The sequence below is a fragment of the Microbacterium sp. FW305-3-2-15-F-LB2 genome, assembly GCF_058787255.1.
This window is the reverse complement of sequence record NZ_JBYSZO010000001.1, coordinates 2,040,196-2,053,671: the sequence shown is the minus strand read 5'-3', so window position 1 is coordinate 2,053,671 and position 13,476 is coordinate 2,040,196. Positions and strand designations below refer to the sequence as shown.

The following is a 13,476-nucleotide window of genomic DNA, read 5'->3' as shown; positions in this document are numbered from 1 at the left end:
CTCAGACCGCCGCGCGGGCCGGCTCGTTCAGGGGGCCCGCGGTGCGGTCGCCCGTCATCCGTTTGACCACGAGCTCCGCCGAGATCAGGCACATCGGAAGACCGATACCCGGCAGGACCGATGTCCCGGCGTAGTAGAGGTTCGACACCTTGCGGGAGCGGTTCTTCGGGCGGAAGATCGCGCTCTGTCCCAGCGTGTGCGCGAGGCCGAGCGAGTTGCCGTGCCACGCGTGCAGATCCGTCGCGAAGTCCTCCGGCGCGATGGTCTTGCGCACCACGATCCGCTCGGCGAAGTCCGGGATGCCGGCCCACTCGCCGATCTGCGCGATCACGCGGTCGGCGGCGGCCTCGATCCGCGCATCACCCCGACCGTCGACGCCGCCACGCCCGCTGACGGGGTCCGCGGGTACGGGTACCAGGACGAAGAGGTTCTCGTAGCCCTCCGGGGCGACGGAGTCGTCCGACGCGCTCGGACGGCAGACGTAGATCGACGCCGGGTCGGGGATGCGCTTGTTCTCGCCGAAGATCGCGTCGAAGTTGGTGTGCCAGTCGTCCGTGAACAGCAGTGTGTGGTGAGTCAACTGGGGCAGCTCGCCCTTGACGCCGAGCAGGAGCAGAAGTGCACCGGGGCTGGGAACGCGGTCCTTCCACCACTTCTCGGGGTACTGGCGGTCGCCCTCTTCGAGCAGCTGCGTCTCCGTGTGATGCAGGTCGGCCCCCGACACCACGGCATCCGCCGGCACGATCCGTCCATCGGCCAGTCGAACGCCTCGGGCGATGCCGTCGTCGGTGATGATCGCCTCGACCGGAACACCGGTCTCGATCTGGACGCCCCGCTCGCGCGCGAGCCGCTCGATCGCGGCGATGATCTCGGTGAATCCGCCCCGCGGGTAGAGCACACCGTCGCCGAGGTCGAGGTGGCTCATGAGGTGGTACAGGCTCGGAACCTCGAACGGCGAGCCACCGAGGAACACCGACGGGTACGCGAGGATCTGCTGCAGCCGCGGGTTGGAGAAGTCGCGGGTGACGCGCTTCCACAGGGTCTGCGTCAGGAGGGGGATGAGCGTCGGAAGTCGCTTGACGAGCGCGGGGTCGCGCAGCCCCTGCGTCGACGAGTACGTGTCGTAGAGGAACTTCGAGGTCGACAGTTCGTAGGCGTCCTTCGCCGAGTCGAGGTACGCCTCGACCTTGTCGCCCGAGCCGGGCTCGTGCTGCTCGAAGAGCGCCCGCACGGCTTCTCGGCCGGAGACGACGTCGATCGGCTCGCCCTTTCCGGGAGGGCCGTAGACGCGGTAGGCCGGGTCGAGGCGCACGAGGTCGAGTTGCTCAGCGGCGCTGGTGCCGAGCAGGCGGAAGAAGTGGTCGAACACCTCGGGCATGAGGTACCAACTCGGGCCCGTGTCGAACCGGAACCCGTCGCTTTCCCACGATCCGGCGCGACCGCCGAGCTGGTCGCGACCCTCGAACAGGTGCACGTCGTGTCCCTGATCGGCCAGGAGCGCGGCGGTGCCGAGACCGGCGATGCCTCCTCCGACGACGACGATGCGCTGCGAGGTCATGCGTGGGCCCCTTTCGGTGGGCGTCCGAGGAATGCGCGGGCCGCGAGCGTGACCTTGACTCCGTCGGGGACACGGACCCGCGGTGCGCCCGCGGGGGCGAGGCGCAGCCGGCGGGAGAGCTCGGCGAAGAGATCGTGCGCAGCAGTGACGGCCCGACGGCAGTCCGGCGGGAGGAAAGGCACCGTCGCGGCGGCCGCGGCGAGGTCGGCATCGATGCGGTCGAGGACGGCGGTGCGCCGGTCATCGCCGGCGGCGCCGTCGAGGTAATCGCGACCGAGGCGCGAGGCATCGTCGTCGAGGTCGCGGAGGAAGTTCACGTCCTGAAAGGCCGCACCGAGGCGCCGGGCCCCGTCGACGAGGTCGGCGGCGGGACGAGCCGGCGCCGACATCCCCGCGTTGAGGAAGACCTGCAGGCACATGAGCCCGACGACCTCGGCCGAGCCGTACACGTAGGCGTCGTGCGACGCATCGTCGTGTGCGGCGGTGTCGAGATCGGTCCGCATGGATGCGAAGAACGGGGCGATGAGATCGTCGCCGATGCCGCATTCTCGGGCGCTCCGGGCGAAGGCGTGGACGATGAGGTTGGCGCTGAAGCCGGAAGCGATGGCCTCCCGGACCTCGCTCTCGAGCGCGTCGAGCGCCGCGCGCTCCTGGGCCGGAGTCAGTCCGGCGTCGTGGGCCGGTCCGTCGACGATCTCGTCGGCCACGCGCACGAGAGCGTAGATGTTGCGCACGTGGGGTCGGGGTCTCGGGCCGAGCAACCGAGTCGCCAGGCCGAACGAGGTGGAGTAGCGGTTGATCACGGCGGCTGCGGCGTCATCGGCGGTGCGGGAGTACAGCTCCAGGCCGGTCGCGGTCGTGCTCACGGCACGCGTCCCTGCACGGCATCCACGAGGTCGTACAGCATCGTCTTGCAGTCGTGGGGGAGCGTGGATGCCGACACGATCGCGCGCGCTTCGTCGAGGGTGCCGCGGATGAGGTCTTCGAGTCGCGAGCGGGCGCCGGATTCGCTCAGTGCGCGCTGTGCGGCGCGGATGGCGACCGGACCCGTGTGGGCGAGCGCCAGGGCCTCGCTGACCTCGGGCCAGGACTCGGTCTCGCGCGCAAGCACGATGAGGTGGGTCTTCTTCGCTTCGCGGAGGTCGCAGCCCTCGTCCTTGCCCGACTGTTCGGCGGAGCCGAACGCTCCGATGAGGTCGTCGACGAGCTGGTAGGCCAGTCCGAGCCGCTGACCGAAGCGCTCCATCGCGGCACGCACGGGGCCGTCCGCCCCGGCGAGCACGGCCCCGGCTTCGAGCGGGGCGGAGAAGGAGTACACCGCGGTCTTGTCGTGCGTGGTGCGAAGGATGGTCTCCGCGTCGACCTCCTCGGCCGACACGGCGTTCTCGACGTCGGCGAGTTCGCCCGCTGCCGAGATCAGGACGGCCTCCTCGACGAGGCCCAGGAGGTCGCTTCGTACCCTCGTCGGCAGCTCGCTCAGGGCGACGAGGCGCCCGGCCTCGTGCAGGAGCAGGTCGCCGGCGAGGATTCCCGCCGCGTCGCCGAGCAGTGCCGCGCCGGTGGCGTCCGCGCCGCGTGTGAGGCCCCTGGTGCGGAACTCGCCGGCGACGTTGGCGACGCCGCGCCGTTCGAGATCGTGGTCGATGACGTCGTCATGCACGACGAACGCGGTGTGCAGGAGTTCGAATGCTGCCGCGACCTGGTAAAGCGCTGCGCGGTGGGCGTCGTCGCCGCGGAGCGTGTCGAACGCGGCGATCACCAGAAGGGGACGAAAGCGTTTTCCGCCCGCCGTGGCGCGGGTGATGGCGGATGCCAATGCCTCGGCGCCCTCGCCGTGCTCCCGCAGGCGCCGTGTCAGGCGCGCCATGACCGCGTCGATCTCGGCGTCGATCTCGGCGCGCGCGGTGGGGGTCGTCGAAAGCGTGATCATGATGCTGCTCGTATGGCGGGGGGTGGAGAGAACAGATGGAGCTGTTGTGCCTGGAGCACGAGCCACGGGCTGAAGGCCCACGGCGTCGCTTCGAGGGCGGCAGCGAGGTCGGCGGGATCCACCCAGCGGGCCTCGGCGACCTCGGCGGGGTTCAGATGCGGTTCCTCATCGGTGTGCGCGACGTAGACGGGGCAGATCTCGTGCTCGACGATGCCGCTGGCATCCACGGCCCGATAGCGGAAGAGCGGCAGGGCGAGCTCGACGTTCCGGATCGTGAGCCCCACCTCGAACGCGGCGCGCCGGTGTACGGCCTGCAGAACAGGTTCGGCCGGGGCGGGATGGCCGCAGAACGAATTCGTCCAAACTCCGGGCCACGTCTTCTTGTCGAGGGCTCGACGTGTGACGAGCACCTGGCCGTCCGCATTCACGACGTGGCACGAAAAGGCGAGGTGAAGCGCGGTATCGGTGCCGTGGACGCTCGCCTTGGGGGCGGTTCCGATCTCGTTGCCCCAGTCGTCCAGGAGGACGACATACTCGGTCTCGCTCATCGTGCCTCCTGTTTGCTAGTTTAGCTAGCGATATCAGCCGACTATACCCAGAGCGCAATGGAGGTGTCCACCGTGTCCGTCGTCGATGCCTTCCGTGCTAACAGGCCGGGAGTAGTGCGCGCGATGGAGTCGGTTCGTGCGCTCAGCGACGCCCTCGACCGCATGAACAGCGGCATGAAGGGCGCCATGGACATGAACGCCAGCGACCTCGCCACCCTGCGGATGCTGATCATCCGCGAGCAGCGCGGTGAGATGGTCAGTCCGCACGACGTGGCGGCCCACCTGCGCATCTCCACGGCGTCCACCACGAAGCTCCTGGACCGCCTCGCGGCGGCGGGGCACCTCGAACGTCGGCCGCATCCTTCCGACGGACGCGCTCGGGTCGTGGTGCTCACGCCGAAGTCGCGCGCGGAGTTCTTCCGCCACTTCGGTGCCCATCTGACCGCGATGGTCGCCGTGGCGGACAAGTTCACCGACGAGCAACTGACGACGATCGCCGAGTTCGTCGATGGACTCAGCGACGCCATCAGCGCGAACGATTGAGCGCACCGCGCGCGACGCGCATTCCGACGTCGTCGAACGCGGCGCGTGGATTCGCTCCACGGCGGGCAGAAGCGCGGACGATCGCGCGCGCGTCGCTCCACCCGCCGCCGCGGAAGACGCGCGCGTCGCTCGTGTCCGGGACGAACGGGTCCCAGCACCACTCCGAGACGTTGCCGAGCATGTCGAAGAGTCCGTGGAGGTTCGGGAGCCGTCCCCCCACCTCTGCGGGGCCGCGCAGTCCATCCTCTGCCGTCCACGCGATCTCGGTGATCGGGCCGTAGGTCGATCCCGTGGACCCCGCCCGACAGGCGTACTCCCACTCGTCCTCAGTCGGGAGTCGGTACCCGTCGGCCTCCGTGTCCCAGTCGACGCTCTCGCCGTCATACGTGTAGACGGGGTCGAGGCCCTCCCAGTCCGACAGGGCGTTGCAGAAACGCACGGCCCGCAGCCAGCTGACCTGAACGGCCGGCCGGCGCGGATTCTGCGCAGTGATCCCGAGGATCTCGGCCATCTGCTCTTCGGTGACGGGGTAGACCCCGAGGTCGAACGCCTCCACGGTGATCTCGCGACGGTCCGCTCCGCGCTGGTCCGCGCGCAGCACGGTGCCGGCCGGGACGCGGGTCATCTCGACATCGGTCATCGCGCAGTGGCGGTGAGTTCGGTCATTCAGTCAGTGAATCGCTTCTGGCGAGGAGGAGCAGCCGGGTTGACGCTCGGGGGAGGGTTCCCTATGGATGCCAGAAACCCGATCACCGCGCTCCTCGAGGCGCGGACGCCGTCACGAAAAAGAGCGCCGCCGGCCGTGGCCGACGACGCTCTCTTCTGGTGTTGATACTTTAGGAGTTCGCCTCGCCGCGGTTGCGACGCATCTTCGCCGCGACGGCGACGGTAGCGCCGGCAGCGATCAGTGCGCCGCCGCCGACCCAGATGCCCATCATCGACTGGCTGTCGATACCGGTGGCGGGGAGTGCGGTGCCACTGCCGCCGGCGCTGGTGCCCGAGCCCGTTCCGCCGCCCGCCGCCGCGGCGCGTGCGCCGGTGGCGGAGAGGGTGTAAGAGCCGCTGGGGTTGGCGGGGAGCGTGACGACCGCGGTTGCGACGCCCGAGGAGTCAGCGGTCTTGGTAACGGAGGCGGAGGTGACGGGCAGGTTCGCCGTGGCGATGTTGGCACCCGTGACGCCGCGGCCGACGAGCGTGAAGGTCACGCTCGCGCCAGCAGTGAAGCCGTCGATCGGAACGGGACCGTCACCAGTCACAGTGACGGTCACGGTGTCGGGACTGGTCGGGACGTAGGCCTGCGCGATCGCCGGCGCTGCAAACAGCAGCGCGCCCGCGATCGTCGCCGAGGCCGCGGCCTTGGTGAGTGTGTGCTTCATGACTGCCTGCTTTCGAATCCGGGCTACCGGTACTGTGGTGGGTCCGCTCGTTCCTGGTATCCGTTTGCTGCTCAGATCGGGACGAGAATGAAGCGGGTTCGTGTAAAGATCACGGTCAGTATCGCGTACACGTTTGCCACGTTGCAAATCCGTTCGATGCATGTTGTGTAAATTCCGCGCAACAATTGCGGTGGCAATGTCGGCGACCGTCACCGAACGGCCATGCCTGCTGCGCTTGGGCAAGAAGCTAGAACGATCGGCTCGAGTGAGGCATCGGCAGTCGGTGTGACGAGTGCCTCTGCTTCGGACATCGACGAGGTGGCCTCGACGACGACGGTGACGTGGCTCGATGACTGAGGGGCAAGAGCAGCACCGAATGTCAACACCTGCCTCCCCTCGAATGTTGCCTCCGAAAAGCCAGTACCTCCGCTATTGGTGGCCGAAACCAGACGCAGCCCCTCGGGTAGGTAGACGTTGCCGATCACCTTTGCGACGCCGGGGGCGACGCCATGAGCTCCCCCGCCGGTCACATATGCCGGAAGTGACGTCGCTGCATCCTCCGGTGCAACGCTCGTGAGCCTGACGTCCAACATGAGTTGCCGCTTGCCGGCGCCCTGTGCCGCACAGGAACTCCAAACGAGAGAAACGTCTGGCTTGACGTAGTAGCTCATCTTCGAACCGGCACCGTCATTGAGGAATGTGGCGAACCTCGCCGTGTCCGCGTCAGTACGGGGCAGATGACCGGCGATCGTGGTGCTGTCGAGGATCGCTTGCTCGCTACTGATGCCGCTCCAGATGTATGTGCGACGTTCCTCGCCCGCTCTGTAGAGCGCGCTGAAGAGACTTGACGTGGATCCCTGACCCTTGAGCAGTGTCTCGAACACTGCTTCGGTTGCGCTCGCGAAGAATGCGTCCTGCGCCTCTGGCTCTGGGTACCTCTCATAGACGTCACTCAGGAGCAGCTGGACCGCATTGGTGGCTGTAAGTTGCTCCCCGCTCGGCAGTCTCACCGGGCCCGTGGCGCTGAGAAGGTACGAGAGCGTTACGGGGTCTGTTGCAATCACGCCGTCGACTCGAGTGCCGGTCTTGGCCTCGTACATGTCGCGAGCGAGCGGCCCGTCGATCGTGAAGTCCGGAATCTGGGTGAGATTGTGAAAATAGCGAGTCGGCTTGGTCTCGTAGATCGCCTGCGCTTCTTCAGGGATCGACCCCAGCGGGCCCGTGAACCCTCTGCCCAGGGATGTCGCTGATTCTGCGCTCACCAATGAAATCGCGCCTCGATCGGTGCGTACGAGCACAGCAACCCCCGTGATGCCCCCAAGCGAACGCCACTCGGCGTTGTTCTGCACGAGAATTAGATAGTTCCGTTCGCCGTCTGCGCCGAGCATGCCAGGCATCAACTGCGACGCGCGATAGAGCGCATCCATTGAACGGGCCGTTGTGTCCAGTACGGTCGCGACTTGATCGACGGCCTCCGCGACCGCGCCCAGCAGCGGTGTCCGGTCGATCTTGTCGATCGACTTCGCCGCGGCTTGGGCTCTGGCTGCTGATTCTCGAGCGGGAGCGACTAACAGAGGAAGGGATGACGTGTCGATGCGCCCCTCTGAGGGTCTCACCACGTCAAGTGAGACCCCCTCAGCTGCTCTCATTAACGGAAGCACAGAGCCCTGTAGGAGTTCGTCCGATGAAGCTGCGACCGTTCCGAACGCCTCCAGCTGAGGCCCGAACCACGGTGCGCGCTCGGCCAGACGCCAAAGCGGATCAGATGTGAGTTCGCGAGCACTCGCAGCATCCGAAGCGAGGCCGCTGAGCACCGGCTCAGCGCTGGAGGGATCTGCTACAAGGCTCGAGATGCTGTCGGTTGCCCCGGCCTGTACATGGGCAAGATGTTGGAACGCTAGAAAACCCCGAATGCCTACCCATGCGCAAAGGAACAGGAGGAAGAACAAGATCGATGCGATCGCCCATCTGAACGCTCGTGGTACGCCTGTCGCGACCGATGGCCTTGAAGATCTCCTCATGTCGGCTCGCGCAGACGTGGCAGTAGGCCTGCCAGCGGACCGCTAGACGAAACTAGTGCGCTTTTCCGTCTCAGAAGCGTTCCAAGGACCATCGTGATCGGGTTCACGACCCGCGGTGAGCGCGCCGGGAATACATGGAATCGTCCTGCGCCGCCCCCTGAGCCATCCGTCGGGTGGACGAGCCCTGCTTCCGATTCCGCTTCCTACTCTTCGTGGCCTTCTCTGGCGTCTCCAGTCGGTATCCGTACCCGTATCCATACGCGGCGTAGTACGAATCGGGTCCACGCGTGGGCACCATGGAGAGAACAAAACCAGCCAGTTTCGCGCCCACGGTGTTCAGCGCGTCCGTGGACAGGCCCAGCTGGTGTCGGGTCGTGCGGCCGGCCGCCACCACCATCAGCGCGCCACTAGTCGCGCGGGCAAGGATCGCGGCATCAGTCACGGGCAGCAACGCTGGAGCATCGCAGAGCACGATGTCGAACTCATTCTCCAGTTCTTGGATCAACGATGTCATTCGCTGGGAACCCAGCAATTCGCTCGGATTCGGCGGAATCTTCCCGGCCGGAAGCACATACAGACTCCGCCCGCCCCAGGGCAGCATCACATCGGTCACACTTGCACGGCCGATGAGTACATCTGTGAGCCCCGCAGCTCCTTCGATGCCCAGGTATTCAGAGACCTTCGGCTTCCTGAGATCCGCGTCCAGCAGCGCCACTCGACCCCCCGCGTCCGCGAGCGCAATCGCCAAGTTGACAGCCGTTGTCGACTTTCCCTCACTCACAACTGAGCTTGTGATGACGAAGCTGGAACGGCCCCCCATGTCCAGGAACTGCAGGTTCGTTCGAAGCGCTCGGAAAGACTCAGCGCGCGGGCTCAAGGGGTCGTCATGGACGATGAGTGGTCGCTCGGTCGCTTTGGGGTCGTACGGTATCGCGCCGATGCCAGGCGCTTCGGTGATCCGCTCCGCGTCGTGGGGGGTTCGCACACGATTGTCGAGTACTTGCCGCAGTAAAGCTGTTGCGACACCCACGATGAGACCGAGCAGAGCACCGATCCCAAGGTTGACGGGGATGTTGGGGCTACTCGGTTGCATTGCCGGTTGCGCCTCGCGCACCGTACTCAGCCGGACCGGACTCGTCCCGTCGTCTGCTTCGGGCTCAAGCCTCGGCACGGCACTAGAGAGACTCGTCGCGATGCCATTGGCGATCGCGGCGGATCGAGAGGCGTCGGTGTCGCTCACTGAAATCGTTATCAGTGTCGAGTTGACCGCAGCCGAGGCCGTGACGCGGCTCGCTAAGGCTTCCGCCGACTCAGAAAGGTCGAGATCAACGATGACCGGCTCAAGGACGACTGGAGTCGTAACCAGACCGACGTAAGTGTTGATACGAGCTTGAGTGAAGCTGGACCCCTGCTGCAACTCAGCGGTCGAGCTGCCCCCCTGCGTCGAGACGAAGACGGTGCTTGTCGCCTGATATGTGGGGGTGCGTGTGAACGTGTACGCCGCGGCGATTCCAAACCCCACGAGTATCATGACGGCGATGAGGAGCCAATTCTTCAGGAACGTGCGGATGTAGTCAGTGAGCTCCATGGTGCCTTTCGGGGACGCCCTCTCAACCTGACGGGCCGTGTTCAAAGAATCGTCCTCAGTGTGCCACACCGTTTGTTTCCGGCTGGTAATCGTGGGCTGTGGGCCGCGGCCTGTCGAATCGGGTCGGCGTCTCGGGCGGGAGGCGAGGCGAGATGGACGCGGGCCGTGGTGCGTCCGAGCCGCATCAGACCGAGTAGGAGGGTTAGGTTTGGCCGGTGACTGAGAATCTCAGCTCGTCGGTGCTGTCCGACTCGAGTGCCTACCCTCGGCGATCCTTGCGAGGATCTGACTGGCGGCTCGCGAGGGAGGCGAGTTTCGGATGGACCGGGCGCAGGGCCGCTGTGGAGCTGGCCCTGGTGGGCTTGGGGATCATAGGTTCGTCGCTCCTGAATGGTGTTACTCAACCATGGGCGGAGGTGGCCTCCACGCTCTCGTTGTGGAGCGTGCTCGTTGCCGGGCTATTCTTCGCATTCCGACGAGCTTCACCGAACGGGCTTCTCAGGTTCAGACCTTACGACTTGCTACTCGGCGCGGTCGTGGGTTTGCTGCTCCGGCTGGTACAAGGCCTCACTAGTGGCGCCAACGCCGGACCTTTCCCCACCCTCTTCGAACCGGACGGGACCCTAACCCCGCTGTGGTGGTTTACATATTCGCTACCCACGGGGTTGATCGGGCCGACCGTCGAAGAGCTCTTCTTTCGCGGACTCATTCTTGTGAGCGTCTACCAACTCGGCCGACTGCGGTGGGGTCCACTGGCGGCCGGGGTCTCCGCATCGCTCGCTTCGGCCGGGTCTTTCGTCCTCTTCCACGCTGTCTTCGCGCCTCCAAGCCTGCAGGGGGCGGTTCAACTCCTGGTGGTGGGGGTGACATGTGCGGCGCTCGTACTGTTGACTGGGCGGATATGGGGCGCGCTGTTCTGCCACGTCATGTACAACGTGACATTCTTGGCGATTGCGATGATCGGGACGATACTTCGATGAGTTCGCTCTACGCCGCTGCTTGTCTGACATCGGGTTTCAAACCAGAGTTGAGCCCGGCCGCAGGCGCCGTACGGAAGAGAGTCGGGTCGATGCGCACCAAGTTGCTTAGAAGGGTTCCGAACATCGCGATATCGGGCCTCGTCGCTTTTGAGAAGTGTGGGCAGCAGGTGGGTCGCCCGCGTAGTTCGGCGGTCCTTATCCTGCGCGCAACGATGGTGCTGTGATGGCCGACGGACGAGGACCCGCCGCGATTCTGAACCGCCGTGCGCCACGGAGATCCAGGACGAACTCATCGGCGCGGCTCGGACTCGCTGAATCGGGTGCCCTGCAGGCTCGCCGCGACCGCATCCTGTCCACCGCGCTCACTCTCTACGCGGTGCTTTGGATCGTTGAGGGTGCAGTGCGTAAGTGGGTACCGGGTATGGAGAACGTATTCTACGTTCTCCGCGACGGTCTACTGCTAGGTGCGCTCGTGCTCGCCGCTTTGATCGCACCCATGGCAGTGCGTCGCCAGATCGGTGTTGCCTTCTGGGGGGTGTGCACTTACACGGCTATAGTTGCTCTCTACCAGTCTCTGGTCCTGGATATACCGACGCTCGTCTCCGCGATTGGAGTTCGAAACGTCCTTGCGCCACTACTGCCCATCTACATTGTCATTCGCTATCGCCCCCCGCTGGTCTGGCGAAATATCGCGATCGTGATCATGGCGTTCGCGCCGGTTGAGGCCGTGCTCGCCGCTCTGCAGGCTTCGAGCCCCGCGACTGCCGCGATCAACAAGCAGCTCGGAGATGATGGAGCGTCATTCACGACGGCCTTCGGAGTCGTCCGCGCGAGCGGTACGTTCTCCTCACCGATCGGACTGACGTCATACGTTGCAGTTCTGTTCGCGGTGGGCGTTGCGGCAGTCGGACGTATAAGTATCAAGCTCCCGCTTGTCTACGTAGGGCTCGTGTCGAGCGTCATGATCATCGCCTTGAGTGGCTCCCGGGGTGCATTGGTATATGCGGGCGTTGTCGCTGTCGGGTGGTTGGCAAGTCTCTTCGCATCGTCACAGATGCGTCGCGCGAGCGTGAGCCTGCTTGCGATTGTGGCGATGACCTTCGTGGTGGCTTCGGTGGCTTTCCCCTTGATATTGCGCGCCTTTCAGGTTCGAATATCGACAGCCTCGGACGCTGGTTCGGTGGACGAACGAATATCCGACTCCGCTTTTGGTTTCATTCAGTACTCGAGTTCGGTGTTCGGCGATGGGATAGGTGTGCACGGCAATGCCGGAATCCGGCTCGGGTCCGGCGCGATGTGGATCGAGGACGAGAACACGAGGCTCGTCGCCGAGTTAGGACTTGTCGGTTACGCAATCATCTTCGCTCGGTTCCTGCTTGCTGCAGCCGTCCTCTATTGGCTGGTCGCACGAGCGCGAACCGCCTCGCCGATTGTGGCGACGACGGGTGCGCTCGTTGCGTACTCGCTCGTCGTCGGCGGCATGACCACGCAACCGACATCGCAGGGATTCTTCGCCCTCGCTGCGTCGATCGCTATAAGCGCGTACCTCGAGACGCGGTGGCATGTGCTGTCGACATCCGGTTCAGGTGAGGGGCGTGTCGGCTCGAGGGTTGGGGGGCGAGACGCCAGTGGGCTCCGCCGACGGCACCGATGAGGCTCACTGTCAACGCGGTGCGGCCTCACGTATCCCCAAGTATGTGCAGTAGCACTGAGTGACCAGCGCCGCGCACGCTTGAGCCGCCATCCACCACGCCGCCGCATATATGTTGCTGAGATCGAGTGCGAATATCCCGATCAGTACCCACACCATCGTGGAAGGGACGAAGAGCCAGGATCCGCGTACCCAGTTCCGCGCGAAGTTGAGGTTCCGCCATGCGTTGCCAAGTGCGATCAGACCGGAACCCAGGCTGACAATGACAAGTTCGATCTCGAGACCTGAGTAGTCCGGGCCGAGAACGGCCAGAACTGGCACTGAAAATACGCTCATTGCCGCGACCACGATGGCAACAATGCCCAAGTAGCCGAGCAGGGCTGACGTGACCCCGCGTGCGAGGTGTCTGCGTGCTGAGGTGGCGCGTGCGAATCTCCCCGAGATGACGTCGAGGAAGAAGGCGTTGAAGACGACGTATACAACGGAAAACCTGGCCAGCGCGGAGAGCTCAGCTATGACCTCGGTGGAACTAGAGAAGGACAGTATGAGAAGAAATGCCTGTCCCTGCAGAACGGCTGTGATCGTCGCCGGCATGGTGCGCCCTAAGGCGAGCATGAGCCGAGACTTCACTACGCTCTGCAGTCGCTGGTGTGGATTTGCTGCGGGGAGAGAACGGAGGGAGCGCCGAAGGACCCAGATCTCCAATATTGTGGAGACAGCGACGACGGAAAGTGCCTCCCAAACGCCGACCGACTGCGTGGCGAATAGGACGCCAACGAGCACAAGACGAAGGCAAGCGGCGAGCAGCGAAGCGTACTGAATTCGAACGTACTGTGCGTCGAGCCGGAGCGGAACCTGAAGCAATCCTCGCTCCAGCGAGAACCACATCGTGAGTACCACGATGACTATGCTCCAGATCGCCAGTAGTGGTGTGGCACCGTTCCGTGCGAGCATGATGAATAGAAGAACACTCGAGGGTGCGAGCATGAATACGGCGATGATCCGTCGGAAGCGGACGGCGCCATGTAGCAGTGTCGCGAATCGCGCGCGTCGTACACCGAAGTTTGGACCTTCGGACATCAGAACACCAGTTACTCCACCTTCCGACAGGGCAACGCCCGCGGCGGTGACCGAGACGCATATCGAATAGAGAGCGAATTCTTCTTTTGTCATTGCGCGAACCAGCAGAATGCCGACAACAAAGCCGACGCCCTGGACGAGGATCTGCGCCGAGAAGAACCTAGAGAGTTTCGCGAAGCGAGATTTCCAGATCAAGAGGAC

General features: G+C 64.8%; 12 protein-coding genes. 3 read left to right on the top strand and 9 right to left on the bottom strand.

What is annotated here, in order from left to right:
• Position 1: 1 nt before the first annotated feature.
• Genes crtI through idi form a run of 4 tightly spaced genes read right to left on the bottom strand, consistent with a single transcriptional unit; the run spans position 2 to position 4,036 of the window.
• Positions 2–1,558, bottom strand: a complete 1,557-nt coding sequence (gene crtI / locus AC3WLZ_RS09995) for a phytoene desaturase family protein (protein ID WP_492469927.1) — start codon at positions 1,556–1,558, stop codon at positions 2–4.
• On the bottom strand, positions 1,555–2,424 hold the full coding sequence (locus AC3WLZ_RS09990) for a phytoene/squalene synthase family protein (RefSeq protein ID WP_492469926.1): 870 nt from the start codon (positions 2,422–2,424) through the stop codon (positions 1,555–1,557). The genes crtI and AC3WLZ_RS09990 overlap by 4 nt, the downstream gene beginning before the upstream one ends.
• Complete coding sequence (locus AC3WLZ_RS09985) at positions 2,421–3,488, bottom strand: polyprenyl synthetase family protein (RefSeq protein ID WP_492469925.1); 1,068 nt, start codon at positions 3,486–3,488, stop codon at positions 2,421–2,423. The genes AC3WLZ_RS09990 and AC3WLZ_RS09985 overlap by 4 nt, the downstream gene beginning before the upstream one ends.
• Entirely contained in the window at positions 3,485–4,036 is a 552-nt protein-coding gene (gene idi, locus AC3WLZ_RS09980) for an isopentenyl-diphosphate Delta-isomerase (protein ID WP_492469924.1), read from the bottom strand. Before idi ends, AC3WLZ_RS09985 begins: the two co-directional genes overlap by 4 nt.
• A gap of 57 nt (positions 4,037–4,093) precedes the next feature.
• On the opposite strand from idi, the gene AC3WLZ_RS09975 reads away from it, so the two are divergent.
• Positions 4,094–4,579 (top strand): MarR family winged helix-turn-helix transcriptional regulator, encoded by a 486-nt coding sequence (locus AC3WLZ_RS09975; RefSeq protein WP_412924798.1) that lies wholly within the window; start codon positions 4,094–4,096, stop codon positions 4,577–4,579.
• Here the strand turns inward: AC3WLZ_RS09975 and AC3WLZ_RS09970 are convergent.
• From AC3WLZ_RS09970 to AC3WLZ_RS09955, 4 genes are all read right to left on the bottom strand, one after another.
• Positions 4,563–5,219 (bottom strand): formylglycine-generating enzyme family protein, encoded by a 657-nt coding sequence (locus AC3WLZ_RS09970; protein WP_492469923.1) that lies wholly within the window; start codon positions 5,217–5,219, stop codon positions 4,563–4,565. The genes AC3WLZ_RS09975 and AC3WLZ_RS09970 overlap by 17 nt on opposite strands.
• Positions 5,220–5,415: 196 nt before the next feature.
• A complete protein-coding gene (locus tag AC3WLZ_RS09965; RefSeq protein WP_492469922.1) occupies positions 5,416–5,955 on the bottom strand; it encodes an LPXTG cell wall anchor domain-containing protein in 540 nt (179 codons plus the stop codon).
• 209 nt (positions 5,956–6,164) lie between these two features.
• Complete coding sequence (locus AC3WLZ_RS09960) at positions 6,165–7,904, bottom strand: DUF4012 domain-containing protein (protein WP_492469921.1); 1,740 nt, start codon at positions 7,902–7,904, stop codon at positions 6,165–6,167.
• A 175-nt stretch (positions 7,905–8,079) separates the two neighbouring features.
• Positions 8,080–9,564 (bottom strand): tyrosine-protein kinase domain-containing protein, encoded by a 1,485-nt coding sequence (locus tag AC3WLZ_RS09955; protein WP_492469920.1) that lies wholly within the window; start codon positions 9,562–9,564, stop codon positions 8,080–8,082.
• Between the two features lie 215 nt (positions 9,565–9,779).
• Between AC3WLZ_RS09955 and AC3WLZ_RS09950 the strand changes: the two genes are divergently transcribed.
• Positions 9,780–10,544 (top strand): CPBP family intramembrane glutamic endopeptidase, encoded by a 765-nt coding sequence (locus AC3WLZ_RS09950; RefSeq protein WP_492469919.1) that lies wholly within the window; start codon positions 9,780–9,782, stop codon positions 10,542–10,544.
• Between the two features lie 223 nt (positions 10,545–10,767).
• Positions 10,768–12,198, top strand: a complete 1,431-nt coding sequence (locus tag AC3WLZ_RS09945) for a hypothetical protein (RefSeq protein WP_492469918.1) — start codon at positions 10,768–10,770, stop codon at positions 12,196–12,198.
• 9 nt (positions 12,199–12,207) lie between these two features.
• On the opposite strand, the gene AC3WLZ_RS09940 is transcribed toward AC3WLZ_RS09945, so the two are convergent.
• Positions 12,208–13,470: a polysaccharide biosynthesis protein gene (locus AC3WLZ_RS09940; protein ID WP_492469917.1), complete on the bottom strand. Its 1,263-nt coding sequence runs from the start codon at positions 13,468–13,470 to the stop codon at positions 12,208–12,210.
• Between the last annotated feature and the right edge of the window lie 6 nt (positions 13,471–13,476).